This is a genomic window from Streptomyces sp. NPDC005263, assembly GCF_042872365.1.
In the GTDB taxonomy this organism is placed as follows: domain Bacteria; phylum Actinomycetota; class Actinomycetes; order Streptomycetales; family Streptomycetaceae; genus Streptomyces.
In genome coordinates, this window is record NZ_JBIAKJ010000002.1 from 430921 (window position 1) to 451814 (window position 20894).

Annotated in this window: 13 protein-coding genes; 11 read left to right on the top strand and 2 right to left on the bottom strand. The window is 70.2% G+C overall.

From position 1 onward, the window contains the following. Nucleotides 1-14: 14 nt before the first annotated feature. The 3 genes from ACFYRY_RS09275 to ACFYRY_RS09285 all read left to right on the top strand — a co-directional run bounded on the left by ACFYRY_RS09275 (nucleotide 15) and on the right by ACFYRY_RS09285 (nucleotide 5059). Nucleotides 15-1622, top strand: coding sequence for a CHAD domain-containing protein (locus tag ACFYRY_RS09275; protein WP_389141814.1), 1608 nt, complete (start codon nucleotides 15-17; stop codon nucleotides 1620-1622). A 111-nt stretch (nucleotides 1623-1733) separates the two neighbouring features. After that, nucleotides 1734-3698: a TIGR03960 family B12-binding radical SAM protein gene (locus ACFYRY_RS09280; protein WP_389141816.1), complete on the top strand. Its 1965-nt coding sequence runs from the start codon at nucleotides 1734-1736 to the stop codon at nucleotides 3696-3698. 275 nt (nucleotides 3699-3973) lie between these two features. Next, the gene (locus ACFYRY_RS09285) at nucleotides 3974-5059 is read left to right on the top strand and encodes an FUSC family protein (RefSeq protein ID WP_389141818.1); all 1086 of its coding nucleotides are present in this window, start codon (nucleotides 3974-3976) and stop codon (nucleotides 5057-5059) included. Between the two features lie 99 nt (nucleotides 5060-5158). Here ACFYRY_RS09285 and ACFYRY_RS09290 read toward each other — a convergent pair whose 3' ends face one another. After that, nucleotides 5159-5743 (bottom strand): TerD family protein, encoded by a 585-nt coding sequence (locus tag ACFYRY_RS09290; RefSeq protein WP_389141820.1) that lies wholly within the window; start codon nucleotides 5741-5743, stop codon nucleotides 5159-5161. 136 nt (nucleotides 5744-5879) lie between these two features. Here ACFYRY_RS09290 and ACFYRY_RS09295 point away from each other — a divergent pair, with 136 nt between their 5' ends. Further along, nucleotides 5880-7331: a hypothetical protein gene (locus ACFYRY_RS09295; protein ID WP_389141822.1), complete on the top strand. Its 1452-nt coding sequence runs from the start codon at nucleotides 5880-5882 to the stop codon at nucleotides 7329-7331. A 12-nt stretch (nucleotides 7332-7343) separates the two neighbouring features. Here the strand turns inward: ACFYRY_RS09295 and ACFYRY_RS09300 are convergent, their stop codons facing one another. Further along, nucleotides 7344-8399: a hypothetical protein gene (locus ACFYRY_RS09300; protein WP_389141824.1), complete on the bottom strand. Its 1056-nt coding sequence runs from the start codon at nucleotides 8397-8399 to the stop codon at nucleotides 7344-7346. Nucleotides 8400-8999: 600 nt separating this feature from the next. On the opposite strand from ACFYRY_RS09300, the gene ACFYRY_RS09305 reads away from it, so the two are divergent. The 7 genes from ACFYRY_RS09305 (at nucleotide 9000) to ACFYRY_RS09335 (ending at nucleotide 20888) form a co-directional block, all read left to right on the top strand. After that, nucleotides 9000-10187: a hypothetical protein gene (locus ACFYRY_RS09305; RefSeq protein WP_389143688.1), complete on the top strand. Its 1188-nt coding sequence runs from the start codon at nucleotides 9000-9002 to the stop codon at nucleotides 10185-10187. Nucleotides 10188-10235: 48 nt separating this feature from the next. After that, nucleotides 10236-11000 carry a TIGR03936 family radical SAM-associated protein gene (locus ACFYRY_RS09310; protein ID WP_389141826.1) on the top strand — a complete coding sequence of 255 codons (765 nt, stop codon included), beginning with the start codon at nucleotides 10236-10238 and terminating at the stop codon, nucleotides 10998-11000. Between the two features lie 271 nt (nucleotides 11001-11271). Beyond that, the gene (locus tag ACFYRY_RS09315; protein ID WP_389141828.1) at nucleotides 11272-15576 is read left to right on the top strand and encodes a ribonuclease E/G; all 4305 of its coding nucleotides are present in this window, start codon (nucleotides 11272-11274) and stop codon (nucleotides 15574-15576) included. Nucleotides 15577-15805: 229 nt separating this feature from the next. Then, nucleotides 15806-16873 carry a glucose-1-phosphate thymidylyltransferase gene (locus ACFYRY_RS09320; protein ID WP_389141830.1) on the top strand — a complete coding sequence of 356 codons (1068 nt, stop codon included), beginning with the start codon at nucleotides 15806-15808 and terminating at the stop codon, nucleotides 16871-16873. Next, nucleotides 16870-17886 carry a dTDP-glucose 4,6-dehydratase gene (gene rfbB / locus ACFYRY_RS09325; protein WP_389141832.1) on the top strand — a complete coding sequence of 339 codons (1017 nt, stop codon included), beginning with the start codon at nucleotides 16870-16872 and terminating at the stop codon, nucleotides 17884-17886. The genes ACFYRY_RS09320 and rfbB overlap by 4 nt, the downstream gene beginning before the upstream one ends. Before the next feature lie 96 nt (nucleotides 17887-17982). Further along, nucleotides 17983-18906: a dTDP-4-dehydrorhamnose reductase gene (rfbD, locus tag ACFYRY_RS09330; RefSeq protein ID WP_389141834.1), complete on the top strand. Its 924-nt coding sequence runs from the start codon at nucleotides 17983-17985 to the stop codon at nucleotides 18904-18906. Further along, on the top strand, nucleotides 18903-20888 hold the full coding sequence (locus ACFYRY_RS09335) for a glycosyltransferase family 2 protein (protein WP_389141836.1): 1986 nt from the start codon (nucleotides 18903-18905) through the stop codon (nucleotides 20886-20888). The genes rfbD and ACFYRY_RS09335 overlap by 4 nt, the downstream gene beginning before the upstream one ends. Nucleotides 20889-20894 lie beyond the last annotated feature (6 nt).

The window sequence follows — 20894 nt, forward strand, 5'->3', positions numbered from 1 at the left end:
ACTAGATTCAGGCCATGGCGGACACCAAGCGCGAGATCGAGCGGAAGTACGAGTCCGACGAGAGCGGACTCCCCGACCTGACCGGCATCGCCGGGGTCGCGTCCGTGATCGACAAGGGTGTCGCGCATCTGGACGCCACCTACTACGACACCGCGGACGAACGCCTCGCCGCGTCCTCGATCACCCTGCGCCGCCGCACGGGAGGCGCGGACCAGGGCTGGCATCTGAAGTTCCCGGTGGCCCCGGGCGTACGCGACGAGATCCAGGCGCCGCTGTCCGACTCCCTCCCCGACACCCTCGCCGGGCTGATTCGCTCCCGGGTCCGGGACGCCGAGCTGGTCCCCGTGGTTCGGCTGCGGTCGGCCCGGGACCTGCGCGACCTGCTCGACGCGGCGGGCCGGCTGCTGGCCGAGGTCAGCGTGGACGCCGTCCGCGCCCAGCGGCTGACCGGCGGCGACGGCGAGGCCCAGTGGACCGAGATAGAGGTGGAACTCGCCGACGGGGTCGAACCGGCCTTCCTCGACAAGGTGGAGAAACGGTTGCGGAAGGCGGGGGTACGGCCGTCCGCGTCCGCCTCGAAGCTGGCCCGGGCGCTGTCGGAGACGGGTTCCAAGCGCTCGTCCTCCAAGTCCTCCCGGTCCTCCAAGTCCCTCAACGCCTCGCAGGCGTCCAGCTCCGAGGCCCCCAAGGCCCCCAAGGCGTCAGGCAAGAAGGCGGCGAAGAAGGCGCGGGCCGCGCAGGAGCAGCCCGTGACCGCCGGCGACCACGTCCTCGTGTACCTCCGCGCCCAGCGGGACGCGATCGTCGCGCTCGACCCGGCCGTCCGCCAGGACCTCCCCGACTCCGTGCACAGCATGCGCGTCGCCACCCGCCGCATGCGCGGCACCCTCAAGTCGTACGGCGGGATCCTCGACCGGGCCGTCACCGACCCGATCGGCGAGGAGTTGAAGTGGCTGGCCGGCGAGTTGGGCGTGGACCGGGACCGCGAGGTGCTCACCGAACGCCTGACCGCCGCTCTCGACCAGGTGCCCGACACCCTGGTCCTGGGCCCGGTCGCCACCCGGCTGAGCAGGTGGGCGAGCGAGAGCCACGGCGGTGCCCGCGCCCGGCTGATCGGCGTCCTGGACTCCGCGCGCCATCTCGCCCTCCTCGACACCCTGGACGCGCTGGTCGCCGACCCGCCACTGCTGGACGCGGCCGGGAAGGAACCCGGCAAGGTGATCGCCCGAGCGGTACGGAAGGACTTCGGCAAGGTCTCGGCGCTCGTCGGGCAGGCGCTGGAACTGCCGCCCGGTGTCGACCGGGACGTGGCCGTGCACGAGGCCCGCAAGAAGACCAAGCGCACCCGTTACGCGGCGGAGGCGGCCGTGCCGGCCCTCGGGGCGCCGGCCAAGGGCCTGGTCAAGTCCATGAAGTCGCTGCAGAGCCTGCTCGGCGACCACCAGGACAGCGTGATGGCCCGACTGGCCTTGCGCGAGCTGTCGGCGGTCGCGCACGCGGCGGGGGAGAGCGCGTTCACGTACGGGCTGCTGTACGGGCGTGAGGAGAGCCGTGCGGTGGCGGTGGAGGCCGAGCTGCCCGGGTTCTGGGCGGGGATCCGGGACGGGGCGGACGGGCTCTGATCCTCCCGGTGCACGCGGCCGTGATCTTCCGGGCGTACGGAGGGCGGCCGTGGGGGCGTTAGGCTGGATGGTCACCCCTGTCAGTCCTGTCCCGCTCACGAAGGTCGCGAGATGCCTGCCGAAGTCGCTGCGTCGGTGTTCCCGCAGCTCGAAGCTCTGCTCCCGCACGTGCAGAAGCCGATCCAGTATGTCGGCGGAGAGCTCAACTCCACGGTCAAACCATGGGAGTCGTGCGACGTCCGCTGGGCGCTGATGTACCCGGACGCGTACGAGGTCGGGCTCCCCAACCAGGGCGTCATGATCCTCTACGAGGTCCTGAACGAGCAGGAGGGCGTCCTCGCCGAACGCACCTACAGCGTGTGGCCGGACCTGGAGGCGCTGATGCGGGAGCACCGCGTCCCGCAGTTCACGGTCGACAGCCACCGTCCCGTGAAGGCCTTCGACGTGTTCGGCCTGTCCTTCTCCACGGAGCTGGGCTACACCAACATGCTGGCCGCGCTGGACCTGGCGGGCATCCCGCTGGAGTCCAAGGACCGCGGTCTCGACGACCCGATCGTGCTGGCCGGCGGCCACGCCGCCTTCAACCCCGAGCCGATCGCCGACTACATCGACGCGGCGATCATCGGCGACGGCGAGCAGGCCGTGCTCGACATGACGCGGATCATCCGCGAGTGGAAGGCGGAGGGCTGCCCCGGCGGCCGCGAGGAGGTCCTCTTCCGCCTCGCGCGGACGGGCTCGGTGTACATCCCGGCGTTCTACGACGTCGAGTACCTCGCGGACGGCCGTATCGCCCGCGTGGTCCCCAACAAGTCGGGCGTCCCGTGGCGCGTGTCCAAGCACACGGTGATGGACCTGGACGAGTGGCCCTACCCGAAGCAGCCCCTGGTCCCGCTCGCCGAGACCGTCCACGAGCGCATGTCGGTGGAGATCTTCCGCGGCTGCACGCGCGGCTGCCGCTTCTGCCAGGCGGGCATGATCACTCGCCCGGTCCGTGAGCGCTCGATCACCGGCATCGGCGACATGGTGGACAAGGGCCTGAAGGCGACGGGCTTCGAGGAGGTGGGCCTGCTGTCCCTGTCCTCGGCGGACCACTCGGAGATCGGCGACATCGCGAAGGGCCTCGCCGACCGGTACACCGAGGACAAGATCGGCCTGTCGCTCCCCTCGACCCGCGTGGACGCGTTCAACGTCGACCTGGCGAACGAGCTGACCCGCAACGGCCGCCGCTCCGGTCTGACCTTCGCCCCCGAGGGCGGCTCCGAGCGGATGCGCAAGGTCATCAACAAGATGGTCTCGGAAGAGGACCTCATCCGGACCGTCGCGACGGCGTACGGCAACGGCTGGCGCCAGGTGAAGCTGTACTTCATGTGCGGCCTGCCGACCGAGACCGACGAGGACGTCCTCCAGATCGCCGACATGGCGATGAACGTCATCCAGAAGGGCCGCGAGGTCTCCGGCGCCAACGACATCCGCTGCACGGTGTCGATCGGCGGCTTCGTCCCCAAGCCGCACACCCCCTTCCAGTGGGCCCCGCAGCTCTCCGCCGAGGAGACGGACGCCCGCCTGGAGAAGCTCCGTGACAAGATCCGCGGCGACAAGAAGTACGGCCGCTCCATCGGCTTCCGCTACCACGACGGCAAGCCCGGCATCGTGGAAGGCCTGCTGTCGAGGGGCGACCGCCGCATCGGCGCCGTGATCCGCGCGGTCTACGAGGACGGCGGCCGCTTCGACGGCTGGCGCGAGCACTTCTCCTACGACCGCTGGATGCGGTGCGCGGACAAGGCCCTGCCCGCCTTCGGCGTCGACGTCGACTGGTACACCACCCGCGAGCGCACCTACGAGGAGGTCCTCCCCTGGGACCACCTCGACTCCGGCCTCGACAAGGACTGGCTCTGGGAGGACTGGCAGGACTCCCTCGACGAGACAGAGGTCGAGGACTGCCGGTGGACGCCCTGCTTCGACTGCGGGGTGTGTCCGCAGATGGACACGTCCATTCAGATCGGGCCGACGGGCAAGAAGCTGCTGCCCCTGACGGTCAAGAAGGACGCCGCGACCAGCGGGCACACGCACGCCTGAGAGGTGCCGTCCCGGACTTCTGAGCCCCCTCCGTGATCCGGAGGGGGCTCGGTCGTGTCTGGCGGTCCAGGTCGTGATCAGGGAAGCCGGATCGGCCAGACGCATGACCGGCCGCGCTCTGTGCCGGGGAACCTACGGCGGGTCGCACCGCGGTGATCCGATCAAAAATCGGACAATGCGGGCCTGTAGCGGCGTACCCCGTGGTGGGGTGAACGAGGGCGGACATGGCTGACGCATCCGAACGAGAAGGACAGTCCGTTCGCCGGAGCAAGGCCATGACCTGGGCTTCGAAGGTGTTCGAGCTCAACCCCGCGGGGTTGAACTGGCCGCGAGCCGTGGCGGTCCTGGACGCCGCGCTGGTGCCGATGTTCGTCTTCTGGGCGATCGGGCATGAGGTGTACCTGCTCAGCGCTTTGTTCGGCCTGCTGTTCGCGGCGTTGAGTGACCCCGGAGGCAGCTATGGACACCGCGCCTTCGATGTCTCCCTCCTCGCGCTGATCGGCGCCGGGTTGACCGCGCTGGCCTTCGGTATCGGGTCGGACGCCTGGGGGTGGCTGGTGCTCGCGTGCTTCATGGTCACGCTGGCGGCGGGGCTGGCGGCCGCGTTCGGGGTACACAGATTCGTCAACGCCCTGATTCTCAACGTCTGGTTCATCGGCGCCGTCGGATTCGAGTCCAGCCTCCACAAAGGGGGCCACCTCACCAGTTACGTCTGGGCTCAGGTCCTCTCCTGGACCGGAGGGGCGGCGCTGTGGATCGCGGTGACGTTCCTCTGGTGGCTCGTCCTCGGGCGTACGGACCAGGGCCAGCCCTTCTCGGAACTCCCGGGTGACACTTCGCGAAGGAAGCTGACCCGTCCGCTGATCCTGTTCGCGGTGATCCGCGCCGTGGTGATCGCCGGCACGGTCGCGCTGGCCTTCGGACTGGACCTGTCGCACGGATACTGGATGCCGATCGCGGCCATGATCGCGATGAAGCCGAGCCTGGAGCAGGCCGCGCTCGCCAGCGCGCAGCGCCTTGCCGGTGCGTTGATCGGTGCCGTCGTGGCCGCGTTGCTGCTGTGGGTGCCTGCGAGCGAGAACGGTCTCAGGCTGTTCGCGGTGGAGCGCGGGCTCGAGGTGGTCGCGCTCGTCCTGCTGATGCACGGGGCGGGGATCCGCTTCTGGAACTACGCGATCTACAGCGCCGCCATCGCCGCCGGCGTCCTCGTCCTGGTGGACCTGCCGCAGCCCTCCGACAACGCGGCCGAGGGCTACCGGGTGCTGTGGACGCTGTGCGGGGTGGGGATCGGTCTGGCCGTCATGCTGCTGACGGGACTGCTCGCCAAGCGCACCGCCAAGGCGCCACCACAGCCGGGGTGACGTGTCCCGCTCCCGCTCGGCTGCGGTGTGTGCGGTCCAGCCCCAGGCTGGACCGCACTTTTCGTCACGGCTGCTTCTCGGTGGCGCGGGCGCCCGCTGCTACTTGCTCACGGCGAAGCGCATCAGGGCGAGCTCGTCGCCCTGTTTGATCTTGCCGGTGACGTTGATGACTTCGAGCTTCCAGGTGTTGCCGGAGCGGACCGCCTTGGCTACGGCGCAGCCGTTGTCCGTGGTGAGCATGCTGGGCCAGATGTCGGCGACCTGCTGGGTGCTGCCGCCCGTCGCGTCGTACACCTTGAAGCTGATGTTGCGTGCCTTCTGGAAGGAGCTGCCCTTCTTGTAGGCGGCGGCGACGAACACGATCGAGTTGATGTGGGGTGGGATCTTCGCGAACTCGACCGTGACGGTCTCGTCGTCGCCGTCCCCGTGGCCGGTCTGGTTGTCGCCGCTGTGCAGGAGGGAGCCGTTGCCGATGGGGTCGAGGGAGTCGAGGCCGGCCAGGCGCACCGGATCCCCGTCGTGCATGGCGATGGCGATCAGATCGAGGTCGGTGCCGGTCTTGCGACGGAACTTGCCCATCACGCCGCCGCTGGCGCCGGCGGTGGGGTCCCAGGAGACCCCGATGGACAGATGGGTCACGCCGTCCAGGTCCGCGGGACCGTCTTCCTTGGTGAGCGTAATCATGCGTGGATCATCCTCTGGGCGACGGGAACGAGACACCCAAATACTGCCTGGCCGTCCCGCGTTCGAACAGGCCCGATCGCCGCCGAACGGGGTAGCCCCGCATGCACCGGGGTGTTTCCGGTTCGAGTCTGGTCCCATGAGTATCCGCCCGTGGGTCGTGGTCGAGGCGCCGGACAGCCGTGGGCTGCGTCGGGTCACCGTGGGCGGCGAGACGGTGGGCAGCGCCTGGTCGTCGGACGAGCTGCGGAAGATCCTCGGACGCCTCGGATGGCCCCAGGACATGGATCTGGAGGATCCGGCGTCGTTGTGCTGGAGAGGCGGCGACAGCGGGACATGGCCCGACCGTGCGTGGCGAAGGCGCGCGGTCATGGTGCTCATGATGGCCGGGTTGATCGCGTCCATGGCCCTCAGCGCGGTGATCGGGTGGCCGGACGCCTCGGGCGCGCTGACGTTCGGGCAGCGTCTCACCGGGGTTCTGTTCGTCCTGTCGGGTGTGGTGCAGGGCGTGGCGGCCGTCGCCGCTCTCGACCACTGGGGGAGGCGGCAGTTCCAGGCCTCCGGGGCGATCGTCCTGCTCGGCGTGCTCATCGCACTGGCCACCGACAGTCTCCTGCTGTTCATGTGGCTCGAGGAGATGGAGTTCACGCCCTATGTGCTGGTGTTCATGCCGCTGTGGTGCTGGTCCTTCTGGGCGCTGTGTCTTCTTGTACGCAACAGATCGTGGAAGGGAGTCCCGCAGCCAAAGAGGTTCGCGGCCGGGGTGGTCGTCACCGCGCTGCTGACCGGCATCAGCCTGGTGTACTCGACCATGTACCAACCGGCGACGGCGCCGATGCACTTCACTCTGAAAGCGGATTTCGGGACGTCGCGGTTGGATCGTTCGGTCCCGTTCGTCCAGGTCCCGCTGACCCTTTACATGAAGAACACCGGAGGGATTCCGGTGTACATCATCAATGACATCTACGCGGTCCGCGCCAGAGGCGCCTTGTACAAACGGTACCCCGGCAGGAAGGACCTGGAGTTCGAGTGGCAGAACAGCGTGGGGAAGCGGAGCGAGGAAGCGGAAAACTACGTTCGGAAACTCAGGTACACCTTGATGAGCAGCGGACACTTCTATGGTCCCGGCGCCCGGATCGAAGCCGGGCAGGAATACACGCTCAAGCATGTGTTCCAGCTGCCCAAGGACGCAAGGTACGACACGGTGAGCGTCGATCTGAGGATTTCATACATGAGGAAGGACCGAGGAAAGCTTGATGTAGAGGAGTTCGAAACTCCTCATTATTCCTGGCGGAAGGAATCTGGGCGGTACTACTGTGACCCGGCGAAGGGATGCAGTCGAACGGTCATTTACCACGCACGGGTGCGGCACAACAACAACCTCGTCAATCTGACGCGTAGACCGCGCTATGTGACGGCGATCTGGTCTCCGGTGCGCGATCCCAGGTCGTCCATTTCTCCGTACGACTTCAGAGGGGGGAAGGGTTTCCTGCGAGAAGAACAGAGGGAGATGGACAGATACGGGGCCGCGGATGTGTCCCTCAGATCAGAGGTGTCCCTCGCGGAATTGCTTAAGGCGTCCGGTGTCTGACGACGGGGCGCGCTACTCCGTGCCGGCCGCCGCGAGCCAGTTCCCCACTTCGACGTCGTAGTCCTGGTCGAGGTCGGAAGCCGTCTGCTCGCACTGGGAAGCCGATGTGCTGCCGACAGTGGCGAACAGCCTGTCCCTCGGCAGGAGTCCGGCGAGTTCGGTGATCAGCGGTGCGATCTCGACCGGGGCGTGGACGCGCTCGTCGTTCCGCAATTGTGCGATGACGTCGAGGAATTCGTCCTGCTTCTTGGCCTGCTCGGCCTTCCAGAAGTCCTTGACTCCTTCGGTGTCCCAACTGTCGGGAACCAGGCTCTCCAGTCCGTCGGCGAGCCTGTGATCCGGCACCGAATCGAAGACGGCGTTGGCGCACAGGGTGGCCTCTTCGGTGAGGGACGCGTCCTGCTCGTCCTGAGCCGACGCGGTGTTCTCCTGCTCCTCGCTCATGCGAGCGCCCTCATCTGCCATGTCCTGCTCGGCCTGGGCCTTGCCGGCCGCTGATGTCTTGGGGTCGCTGAACTTCCTGAGCGCCTGACTGTGCCGGTGCGCGGTCACCGTGAGCTGTTTGCTCTGTTTCGGGGGCGTCTTCGAGCCGGCGGCCGTGGCCAGCCCGGTGCTCACGTACACGGCATGCTCAGTGACCTTCGACTTACCCGGAGCTTCTCTCAGCGCGAAGTTCACATTTGCGAAGGTCGCGATCTGCTGGTTCCCCTGCTTCGGTGGTGTCGCGGGGTCGCAGATCCGTTTCAGCGCGGACGTCATCCGCTTCACCACCAGGATGACCGAGGACCGCTTCTCGGGAGGCATCTGCGGATCGTTGCCCATCTGCAGGGTGGCGGACGTCTGCTCCACGAGCCTGATCAGCTGATTTCGCAGTTCGCCGGGGGTGCTGTCGTCAGCGATGGTGCTCAGCGCGATGGTCAACTGCCGCGCACTCTCGATGACTCCCTGCCGGTCCTGTGGCGTTGTCGCCGGGTCCGCGACCGCTTCGAGGGTGGCCGTCAATTCGTCGACCGTCGACGAGAGTTCGTCGGGGAGGTCGTCCTTCATCGCGTTCAGACTCGCCGTCACGTCGTCGATCTGTTCCGTTTGCTCCGAGGGAGGGTCCGACGTCCCTTGGTCTGTGTCCCCGGAACCGGAATCCGAACCTGAACCTGAGGGCTGCGACGGTTGTGACGACTGGTCAGAGGGCGGTGGGTACCCCGGATCCGACGACGAGGTATCACTCGGTGCGGGCCCGGTGTCGGTGGGCGTCGGCTCACCACTCGGCTCCGACGAGGGAGGCGTGTCCGCGGGGGAAGGCGGCGGCGGTGCCGTCTCGGCGGGGGAGTCCGCCCTGCTCGCGCCGGGGCCCTGAAGCGCTGTCACCGCACTCGTCAGACCCGCTGGAAATGCGAGCGCCGCTGCCAGGATGGATGCGTTGACGCTGTGCAAGGCGCGTCGCCGAAAGGTTCTGGCCATGATGGTTCCAGATGCGCTTCGCGTGGTGGGTGCTTCATCCGTTGCCGGCCGGGCCCATGAATCCACTGTTCACCCGGTCGCGGCATCCCGCAACGCGAACGCCTGCCCCGGTGCCCGCCGTTGTCGGTCGGAGTGGGGATTTCGAGAACGAGTGGGGCAGACCGCGGGGGTACGGGATCCAGACGGGTGACTTCAGGCGTCTACGCCGTCATGGAACTGGAGAAGCGACCGGCTCAGCCACAGCGGCAGGCAACACCCGAGGGGTGTCTCGCCGTTGCGATTCGGATCCCTGTGCGGATCGTGGTGCTCGTGCTGGTGGTGCCGGTGCGGATGGTGTGGGACGCGCTGGTCGCTGCCGGGCGCCTCCTGAGGGACACCGTGCTCAGGCCGTTCGGGCGGGCGCTGGCGTGGCTCGGCAGGGCCCTGTTCGTCTGGCCGTTCGTCGGTCTGTGGCGGTACGTCGTCGTGCCCCTCGGGCTCGCTCTCGGATGGCTCGGGAACGTGCTCGTCGTGGTGCCGCTCCGGTGGCTGTACCGGTATGCGCTGACGCCTCTCGGGCACGCCCTCGCATGGGTCGCGCGGGGGATCGGCGCCGGGCTGGCATGGGTCGCGCGGGGGATTGGCGCCGGGCTGGCATGGGTCGCGCGAGGCATCGGCGCCGGGTTGGCGTGGGTGTACGCGCGCCTGCTCACTCCGGTGGGGCACGCCGTCAGGTGGGTGCTGCGGGGGCTCGGCGCGGTGCTCGCCGCCCTGGGGCTCGGGATCTTCGGTGTGCTGGCCTGGCTGGTGCGCCACCTCGTCGTCGTCCCCGTCGGGTGGCTGTACACGTGGGTCCTCACGCCGGTCGGGCATGCGATCGCCTGGTGTGCGCGGGGACTGGTGTGGACCCTGGGCATGATCGTCACAGGGGTGGGGACGGCTCTCTACTGGGTGGGCCGGGTGCTGTTCGTACTGCCCGCCCTCGCCCTGTGGCGCTGGATCCTGGTCCCGGTGGGCCGGGTGCTCGCCGTGGTGGGGAGGGAGGTGGCCCACGCCCTGGGGCACGCCTGGCGGATCGCGGGGCACATCTCGCTCGCCGTCGGCCGGTTCCTCGGGACGCTCCTCCGGTGGATCTTCGTGGAGCCGGTGCGCTGGGTGTACCGGACGGTCCTCACCCCGGTCGGACACGTGGTCCGGGACCTCGTCCTGCGGCCCGCAGCCGAGGCCGCCCGCAGCGTCGGACGGGCCACCCGGCAGGCTCTCGCCGCGGCCCGGGAGTCCGTACGACAGGCCCGCGCCGACGTCCGGCGCATGCTCTTCGGCGAGCCGGGGCAGTCACAGAAGGTGGACCGGCGGGAACCGACGGGCGCCGATACACGTACTCTTGGTAGTAGTACGACCGCTCTCACGAAGGACTGAACGACACTGGGCAAGCGACAGCCCGAAGGCCCGCCGCCCGCACCCGCGGTGCAGCGCATCCGACTGCGCTACACCAAGCGCGGCCGCCTCCGGTTCACCAGCCACCGTGACTTCCAGCGCGCTTTCGAGCGTGCGTTGCGCCGTGCCGAGGTGCCGATGGCGTACTCGGCGGGGTTCACGCCGCATCCGAAGGTGTCGTACGCCAATGCCGCACCCACCGGCACGGGCAGTGAGGCGGAGTATCTGGAGATCGCGCTCACCGAGGCGCGTGACCCGGAGCGACTCAGAGCTCTGCTCGACGAGTCGATGCCGACCGGCCTCGATGTCATCGACGCCGTCGAGGCCCGGACCTCGGGACTCGCCGACCGGCTCACGGCTTCCGTATGGGAGCTGCGACTGGACGGAGTGGACCCGGCCGAGGCCGAGCGTGCGGTGACGGACTTCAACGCCGCCGAGGCGGTCGAGGTCCAGCGCAAGACCAAGAACGGCGTCCGGACCTTCGACGCGCGCGCGGCGGTGGTCCAGCTCGAAACACACAGTTCCCAGGCTGATAGGCCTACCGACCAGCCCTGTGCGATACTGCGGCTGGTTGTTCGGCACGTGACGCCTGCCGTACGACCCGACGACGTCCTGTCCGGTCTTCGCGCCGTGGCCGACCTGGCGCCGCCGGTCCCCGCAGCGGTGACCAGGCTGGCGCAGGGGCTGTTCGATGAAGAGACCGGCACGGTGACCGACCCGCTCGCGCCTGACCGCGAGGCAGTGACGGCCCCATCCACGGCCGCCCCCGCTGCCGCCGCGACGGCGCCGGCGTAAGGAAGGTTCCGCGTAGGGACGGTCGTCGTAGCGTCGCCCTCGGACTCGGGAGCCACCTGGGTCGGGCAGCGCACCGACCACAAGACTTTCGCCAGGCCGTACGCAATCGGCGTACGGAACCGGTGAGACAGGACACAGAGAGCTCCCGTGCGGCGCCCGCGCCCCGGACGGCGGCACCGCGCATCGCGCGAGCCGCGGACGTCAACGGCGATCGGCACGATCGACGCCGGACCAGCGCGGCGCCCGGGAGCCTGACGGGAGACCAGCCCGCATGCTCGAACCGACCGAACCCACCGAGGGTTCCGAACCCAACACCCCCAGCGACACCCTGCCGCCGCGTCGTCGGCGCCGGGCCGCTTCCCGACCGGCGGGCCCGCCGGTCGGCGCCGCCGAGACGACGGTGGAGACCGTCGCGCCGGCCGTACCGGCCGCGCAGGCCGAGGACCTCGTGGCCGACGAGGACGAGAAGACCGCCGAGGGCATCGAGGGTGCCGAGGCGGCAGAGGCCGAGGAGACAGCGGCTGTGGCTGACGTCACGGAGGCTGACGAGGCCGGTGGCACCGCCGAGGCCGCGCCCGCCCGGACACGCAGGCGTGCCACGCGCCGGGCCTCGGCGCCCGCCGGGGCGCCCGCGTCCGCGGAGGCCGCCGAGACCGTCGTACCCGTGACCGCCGAGCAGCCCGCGACCGCCGGGTCCGCCGAGGACACGGTGCAGGAGAGCCCGGTTGCCGCCGAGGCCGAGGAGGCCGCTCCGCGTCGTTCCCGTCGGCGGGCCACCCGCCGGGTGTCCGCGCCCGAGGCGGCGCCGGTCGCCACTGAGGCTGTGACCGAGGACACCGCGCCGTCGGACGTGGCCGAGGAGACCGTCGTCCAGGAGCCCGTGGCAGAGGAGGCCGCGCCGGCCGGGCGTACGCGCCGACGGGCCACACGTCGGGCTTCCGCGCCCGCCGGGGCGCCGAAGGCGGCCGAGACCGCCGACAGTGCCGGGAGTACCGAGGTGGCGCAGGCCGTCGAGACCGCCGAGAGCGCCGGGGAACCGGTGAACCTCTCGGACGTGACGGAGGCGACAGAGACCACGGAGACGACGGACGGCGACACCGCCGCCGAGGCCGAGGAGGCCGCTCCGCGTCGTTCCCGTCGGCGGGCCACCCGCAAGGTGTCCGCGCCCGAGAGCGCCGAGGCCGAGCCGGCCGCGGCGAGTGCCGCCGCGCCCGAGCCGGAGACCGCCGCCGTCGAGAGCGGGCTGGCCGAGGCGAGCCAGGCTCCCGCCGCCGACGAGGCACCCGTCGAGGACGCCGCGCCGCGTCGTCGCCGTCGCGCTGTCCGCAAGGCCGCGACCGGGTTCGCCGCGCCCGCCCAGTCCGCCGCGGGCAGGACCGCCGAGAACGCCGAGGACGACTCTCCGCGTCGACCCAAGCGCCCGGCCGTCGCCGTGTTCCAGGCGCCCGTGTTCACCGAGCCGCAGTTCCAGACCCCGCAGCGGGCCGCCGCCGAAGCGGCCGCCGTGGTGGAGACCGACGCGGCCGAGGAGAGCGAGCAGTACACCGAGCAGCCCGCCGACGAGTCCACCGAGGAGCAGAGCGGGGGGCGGCGTCGGCGTCGCCGCCGGGGCTCCGGCTCCGCGTCGGAGTCCGAGGACCGGACCGCCACCGACTCCGCCGTGGAGGAGGAGCCGGACGAGCCCGAGGAGTCCGCCGAGGACGGCGTCGACGGGGACGACGGCGAGGAGACCGGCTCGCGCCGCCGTCGCCGCCGGGGTGGCCGCCGTCGCCGTCGGGGTGACTCCGCCGACGCCGAGTCCGGCGAGGGCCAGGACTCCGACGCGGACGACCAGGCCGGCGAGCAGTCCGCACAGGACACCGAGGACACCGCCGAGCAGGCCGAGGACGACGACGAGGACGCCGAGGACCGCGAGGACTCGGGCGGTGGCTCCAGCAGCAGCCGCCGTCGCAGGCGTCGCCGTCGGCGTGCCGGTGACTCCTCCACCGACGTCGAGCCGGGCGACGGCGACCCGGAGCGCACGGTCGTCAAGGTCCGTGAGCCGCGCAAGCCCTCCGAGCCGTCCGACGAGGTGCAGTCCATCAAGGGCTCGACCCGTCTGGAGGCGAAGAAGCAGCGCCGCCGGGAAGGCCGTGAGCAGGGCCGCCGCCGCGTCCCGATCATCACCGAGGCCGAGTTCCTGGCCCGCCGTGAGGCCGTCGAGCGGGTGATGGTCGTCCGGCAGAGCGGTGAGCGCACGCAGATCGGCGTCCTGGAAGACAACGTGCTCGTCGAGCACTACGTCAACAAGGAGCAGGCCACCTCGTACGTCGGCAACGTCTACCTGGGCAAGGTCCAGAACGTGCTGCCGTCGATGGAGGCCGCCTTCATCGACATCGGCAAGGGCCGCAACGCGGTGCTGTACGCCGGTGAGGTCAACTTCGAGGCGCTCGGCATGGCCAACGGGCCGCGCCGTATCGAGGCCGCCCTCAAGTCCGGTCAGTCCGTGCTCGTCCAGGTGACGAAGGACCCGATCGGGCACAAGGGCGCCCGTCTGACCAGCCAGGTCTCCCTGCCGGGCCGCTACCTCGTGTATGTGCCCGAGGGCTCGATGACCGGCATCAGCCGCAAGCTGCCCGACACCGAGCGGGCCCGGCTGAAGACCATCCTCAAGAAGATCGTCCCCGAGGACGCGGGCGTCATCGTGCGCACCGCCGCCGAGGGCGCGAGCGAGGACGAGCTGCGCCGCGATGTCGAGCGGCTGCAGGGGCAGTGGGAGGACATCCAGAAGAAGGCCAAGAACGGCGGCAACGCGCCGACGCTGCTGTACGGCGAGCCGGACATGACCGTCCGGGTCGTCCGGGACATCTTCAACGAGGACTTCACCAAGGTCATCGTCAGCGGCGACGAGGCCTGGTCGACCATCCACGGGTACGTCTCGCACGTCGCGCCGGACCTGGCGGACCGGCTGTCCCGCTGGACCTCCGAGGTCGACGTCTTCGCCACCTACCGGATCGACGAGCAGCTCGCCAAGGCGCTGGACCGCAAGGTCTACCTGCCCAGCGGCGGTTCGCTGGTGATCGACCGGACCGAGGCGATGATCGTCGTCGACGTCAACACCGGCAAGTTCACCGGGCAGGGCGGCAACCTCGAGGAGACGGTCACCAGGAACAACCTGGAGGCGGCCGAGGAGATCGTGCGTCAGCTCAGGCTGCGCGACCTCGGCGGCATCATCGTCATCGACTTCATCGACATGGTCCTGGAGTCCAACCGGGACCTGGTGCTGCGGCGCCTGCTTGAGTGCCTGGGCCGGGACCGTACGAAGCACCAGGTCGCCGAGGTGACCTCGCTGGGGCTCGTGCAGATGACCCGCAAGCGGGTCGGCCAGGGGCTGCTGGAGTCGTTTTCCGAGACCTGCGTCCACTGCAACGGCCGCGGTGTCATCGTGCACATGGAGCAGCCGAGCTCCGCCGGTGGCGGCGGCAAGCGCCGCAAGCGCGGGCGCGGCGGTGACGGGCACACCCACGAGCACGACGCGGCCGTGGACACGGCCGAGGTCCTGGAGGACAGCGAGACCGAGGCCGAGGTGGCCGCGGAGGTCGCCGAGCCGGTGGCGCTGGCCGAGCCCGAGTTCGTGCCGGACGAGGAGCTGTACAGCAGCGTCGCCGAGGCGGAGGCCGCGGCCGGCCGGGGCCGTACGCGGCGCCGGGCGAGCCGACGGGCGTCGGCTCCGGCGGGCGCGCCGAACCGCGACGACAAGCGCGGCGAGAACCGCGGCGACCACCGTGACGAGACGCGCGGTGAGAAGCGGGACGACCGGCGCGCGGACCGGCGGGCCGAGGCCAGGGCCGACGTGCGGGCCGAGGTTCCGACGGCTCAGGACGTGACGGCCGAGGAAGAGGCCGAGCGTCCGGTGCGGCCGCAGGAGGCCGCCGTCGCGCAGGCCGTGCCCGCGGCCGCTGAGGACCCGGTCGTCGAGGCTCCGGTCGAGGCGCCGGCCGCCGAGGAGGCCGCGCCCAAGGGCCGTACCCGTCGCCGCGCCACCCGCAAGGTGTCCGCGCCGGCCGGTTCCCCCGCGGGGGCCGAGGCGGCCGTGGTGACGGTCGCCGAGACCGCGCCGGTCGCCGCGCCGCAGGCGCAGGAGCCGGTCGCCGAGCCCGCCGAGCAGTCCGAGGCGGCGGCCGAGGCGCCCGCCGAGAGCGGCGCCCCGGCCCGGCCGCGACGCCGCGCCGTACGCAAGGCCACCGCGCCCACCGCGTCCGACGAGGCGGCCGTGGTGGTCGTCCCGGCAGCCGCGGAGACCGGCACCGACGCCGGTGCGGAAGCGGAGGCGCAGGGCAGCGTCGAGGAAGCCGCTGCCGAGGAAGCCGTACCGGCCAAGAAGACGGCCCGTAAGACGGCCAAGAAGGCCACGGCGAAGAAGGCCGCCACCAAGAAGACCGCGGCCAAGAAGACGGTCGCCAAGAAGACGACGGCCAAGAAGGCGGCGAAGACCACCACCGCCAAGACGGCCGCGAAGAAGGCGACGTCGAAGAAGACCGTGGCGGCCGAGCAGCAGTCGGCCCCGTCCGTGTCGAGCGCTGCCGACGAGGTCTGACGCCTGGCCGTAAGAAGGCCGTAAGAAGAATGTGATCCGCCCCCGGTCCCATGACCGGGGGCGGATTGCGTTATTCCGGTTCTCGAGCGATCAAACCAACACCCGAATGTATGAATGAAAGGTGAACCCATGAACCCGTCGTGGTTATGATGTGGTCCAAGATTGCCGTTAAATTAAGACAAGCTGGGATTTCCAATCCCTGTATAGCCACAGTATTGGGGCGCAATACGTGAAGGCTCTCGTGCTCTCCGGGGGAGCGGGCACCCGCCTCCGTCCGATCACCCACACCTCGGCCAAACAACTGGTGCCGGTCGCCAACAAACCCGTTCTCTTCTACGGCCTCGAAGCGATCGCCGAAGCGGGGATCAGTGAGGTCGGCATCGTCGTCGGCGACACCGCGGACGAGATCCGTGAGGCGGTCGGCGACGGCTCCCTCTTCGGGATCAAGGTCACCTACATCCCGCAGGAAGCACCACTGGGCCTCGCTCACGCCGTACTCATCGCGCAGGACTTCCTCGGCGAGGACGACTTCGTCATGTACCTCGGCGACAACTTCATCGTCGGTGGCATCACCGGGCTGGTGGACGAGTTCCGGGCCGAGCGGCCCGAGGCGCAGATCCTGCTGACCAAGGTGCCCAACCCCACCTCGTTCGGGGTCGCGGAACTCGACGGTGACGGCCGGGTGGTCGGCCTGGAGGAGAAGCCGACGCAACCGAAAAGCGATCTGGCGCTCGTCGGCGTCTACCTGTTCACGTCGGCGATCCACGAGGCCGTCCGCTCCATCGAGCCCTCCTGGCGTGGCGAGCTGGAGATCACGCACGCCATTCAGTGGCTGATCGACACCCGGCGCGACGTCCGCTCCACCACCATCCACGGTTACTGGAAGGACACCGGCAACGTCACCGACATGCTGGAGGTCAACCGGTCCGTCCTGGAGACCGTGGAGCCGCTGAACGAGGGCACCGCGGACGAGGGCAGCGAGATCATCGGCCGGGTGCGGATCGAGGCGGGCGCCCGGGTCAGCGGCAGCCGGATCGTCGGACCCGCGATCATCGGTGCCGGCTCGGTGGTCAACGACGCGTACATCGGCCCCTTCACCTCGGTCTCGGAGGACTGCCGGATCGAGGACAGCGAAATCGAGTACTCCATCGTGCTGCGCGGTTCGTCCGTGACCGGCGTGCGCCGGGTGGAGGCCTCGCTCATCGGGCGTGACGTCGAGGTGACGCCCGCTCCCCGTAACCCCAAGGCCCACCGGCTCGTGCTCGGTGATCACAGCAAGGTGCAGATTTCTTCATGACGGCCCCTTCGGTCCCTTCCACCCGCCCGACCCGGATCCTGGTGACCGGCGGTGCCGGTTTCATCGGATCGCACTACGTCCGTACGCTGCTCGGCCCCGAGGGCCCCGGTGATGTCGCGATCACCGTCCTGGACAAGCTGACGTACGCGGGCAACCCGGCCAACCTCGACGAGGTGCGCGCCCACCCGGGGTTCGCCTTCGTGCAGGGTGACATCTGCGACCCCGAACTGGTCGGCAAGCTGATGGCCGAGCACGACGAGGTCGTGCACTTCGCCGCCGAGTCGCACGTCGACCGCTCCATCGACGGGGGCGCGGAGTTCGTCCGCACCAACGTGGTCGGCACGCACACGCTCATCGACGCGGCGCACCGGGCCGGCATCAAGACCTTCGTGCACATCTCCACCGACGAGGTCTACGGCTCGATCGACGAGGGCTCCTGGCCCGAGACTCACCCCCTGGAGCCCAACTCGCCCTACTCCTCGGCGAAGGCCTCCAGCGACCTGATCGCGCTGTCGTACCACCGCACCCACGGCCTGGACGTCCGCGTCACCCGCTGCTCCAACAACTACGGGCACCACCATTTCCCCGAGAAGGTGATCCCGCTCTTCGTCACCAACCTCCTCGACGGCAAGAAGGTCCCGCTGTACGGCGACGGCGGCAACGTCCGCGACTGGCTGCACATCGACGACCACGTCCAGGGCATCGACCTGGTCCGCACCAAGGGCCGTGCGGGCGAGGTCTACAACATCGGCGGCGGCACCGAGCTGTCCAACAAGGAGCTCACCGGGCTGCTGCTGACGGCGTGCGGGGCCGACTGGGAGACCAGCGTCGAGTACGTCGAGGACCGCAAGGGCCACGACCGCCGCTACTCCGTCGACTGCACGAAGATCCGCGAGGAACTCGGCTACCAGCCCCGCAAGAGCTTCGAACAGGGCCTGGCCGAGACGGTCCAGTGGTACCGCGACAACCGGGCCTGGTGGGAGCCGCTGAAGGAGCGCGCGGCGCTGAGCTGACGCGTCGGCCCTCTCCACGGGCCCGGGTCCGCCCGGGCCCGTTCCCGCTCAGCGGCACACGCGAGCGTCGCGGCACAACAGAAGAGAAGAAGAGGCATGAACTCGACACGGGAACAGGCAAGCGCCCCGGCCGGCTGGCTGGTCACCGGAGCGGGCGGCATGCTCGGCCAGGACGTGCTGGCCGCGCTGGCCGCCGAGGGCGAGCCCTCCGTCGCGCTGGACCGCGCGGCGCTGGACCTCACCGACCCGGCGGCCGTACAGCGGGCCCTGGAGCGTCACCGCCCCGCCGTGGTCGTCAACTGCGCGGCCTGGACCGCCGTGGACGACGTCGAGACCCGCGAGGACGACGCACACCGCGTCAACGCCGACGGCCCGGCCCATCTCGCACAGGCCTGCGCCCGCACCGGCTCCGTCCTGCTCCACGTCTCCACCGACTACGTCTTCGCCGGCGACGCCACCACGCCGTACGCCGAGGACGCCCCCACCGCCCCGCGCAGCGCGTACGGCCGCACCAAGCTCGCCGGCGAGCAGGCCGTCCTGAAGACCCTCCCGGACCTCGGCCACGTGATCCGCACCGCCTGGCTGTACGGCGCGGGCGGCCCCAACTTCGTCCGCACCATGATCCGGCTGGCGGACGAGCGGGAGACCGTGGACGTCGTGGACGACCAGCGCGGCCAGCCCACCTGGAGCGCCGACCTGGCGGGCCTGCTGCTCGCCCTGGGCCGCGGCGCCCTGGCCGGCACCGCCCCGGCCGGGATCTACCACGGCACCAGCTCCGGCGAGACCACCTGGTACGGCCTCACCCGGGAGATCTTCCGCCTGCTCGGCACCGACCCGGACCGGGTCCGCCCCACCACCAGCGAGGCATTCACCCGTCCCGCCCCCCGACCGACCTACAGCGTCCTCGGCCACGACCGCTTCCGCGCGGCCGGGATCGAGCCGCTGCGCGACTGGCGCGCGGCCCTCACCGAGGCGTTCCCGGAGATCCACCGGGCCCAGACGAAGGAGAATCCGGCGTGACGGTCAAGGTCAGCGTCGTCATCGCGGTCTACAACCCCGGCAAGTACGTCGAGGACTGCGTCTCGTCCCTGTTGCGTCAGAGCCTCACCCCCGACGAGTTCGAGGTCTTGTTCGTCGACGACGGCTCCACCGACGAGACGCCCGCCCGCCTGGACCAGCTGGCGGCCGAGCACCCGCATCTCCACGTCATCCACCAGGAGTCCTCCGGCTGGTCCGGCCGCCCCCGCAACACCGGCATCGCGGCCGCCCGGGGCGAGTACGTGATGTTCGTCGACCACGACGACTGGCTCGGCGACGAGGCCCTGGAGCGGATGTACGACTACGGCACGGCGAACGAGGCCGACGTGGTCGTCGGCAAGATGGCGGGCATCGGCCGCCCGGTCCCGCAGGAGCTGTTCCGGGTCAACCGGCCGCGCGCCACGGTGGAGAACGCGCCGCTGATCGACAGCCTCACCCCGCACAAGATGTTCCGCCGGGAGTTCCTGAACGAGCACGACATCCGCTTCAAGGAAGGCCGCCGCCGACTGGAGGACCACGTCTTCGTCGTCGAGGCGTACCTCCGGGCGAAGAGCGTCGCCGTCCTCGGGGACTACCTGTGCTACTACCACATCACCCGCGACGACGGCTCCAACGCCGGCTTCCAGCGCTTCGACCCGGCCGGCTACTTCGGCAACCTCCGTGAGGCCCTCGACGTGGTCGAGGAACTCACCGAGCCCGGTCCGCTGCGCGACAAGCTGTACAGCCGCTGGCTGCGGGTCGAGATGGTCGAGCGGCTGCGCGGCAACCGACTCCTCAAACTCCCCGAGGACTACGCCGAGGAGCTCTACCGGGAGATCCGCGGCGTCGTCACCGAACGCTTCGGACCGGGCGTGTTCGCCTGTGTCGCCCCCACCCAGCGGGTGGTCGCCGGTCTGGTCGCCGCCGACCTCTACCAGGACGTCCGCGCGCTCGCCCGCTGGGAGGCCGGGATCCGACCCACCGGCCGCCTGACCTCCCTGGCCTGGGAGAACGGCGCGCTGAATATCGGCTTCAGCGCCGAGTACGAGGTCGACGGCAAGCCGATGACGTTCCGCCGGGACGGCGACCGCGATCTGCTCGGCCTGCCGCTCTCCGAGAAGTCGCTGGAGGCGCTGGCCGGTCAGGGCATCACCCTCGACGCCCCGGTGGGCGGCAGCGGTGTGGACCTGGTGGTCCGGCACCGCGACGACGCCACCCAGTACTACCTCCCGCTGGACAGCGAACCGCACCGGCTGGACGCCGAGCAGGGCTCGTTCCGCCAGCAGATCACCGCACGCGCCGTGCTCGACCCGGAGACCGCGGCCGCGGGCGCGCCCCTGGCCAAGGGCATCTGGGACCTGCACCTGCGCATCAGATCCTGCGGCTGGAGCAAGGAGACCCGGATCGGCGCGGTGCGGGGCGAGGACGTGGAGGCCGGGCGCCTGGCCGCGCTCACCGGTGAGCCGAGGCGGCTGGTCCTGCCGTACTGGACCGACGGGCCGGGCAACCTTTCCCTCGACGTCGACCAGCACACCGCCAAGCTGGAGCGGGAGGCGGTGGCCCTGATGAACCCGGCGGCGGCCGTGGTCGACGGCTCCACCGTCCGCCTCCCGCTGCCGCTGCACGTCACGGCGGGCGCCTCCGACCCGGTGCTGCTGCGCTTCGAGCGCAAGAACGTGGGCAAGTTCCCCGCCGACGCCGTGGTGGACGGCCGTACCGTGAGCGCCCCGCTGCCACTGGAGAAGATCACCGGGCAGCGCTGGGCCGTCCGGATCGGTGTGCCGTCGCCCGCCCGGGGCGGGGCACACTGGACCCGGCTCCCGATCGACGTGGTGGTGGACGCCGACGGCACCGCCGAGGTGATCGACCGGCACACCCCCTCGGTCAAGCCCGCCGTGCAACAGGCCGCCCCGCCGCGTCCGTTGTGGCGCCGGGCCGCCGGGCGCCTCAAGCGTGCCCTGACCAACCAGCAGAAGAAGAGCTGAGGACCC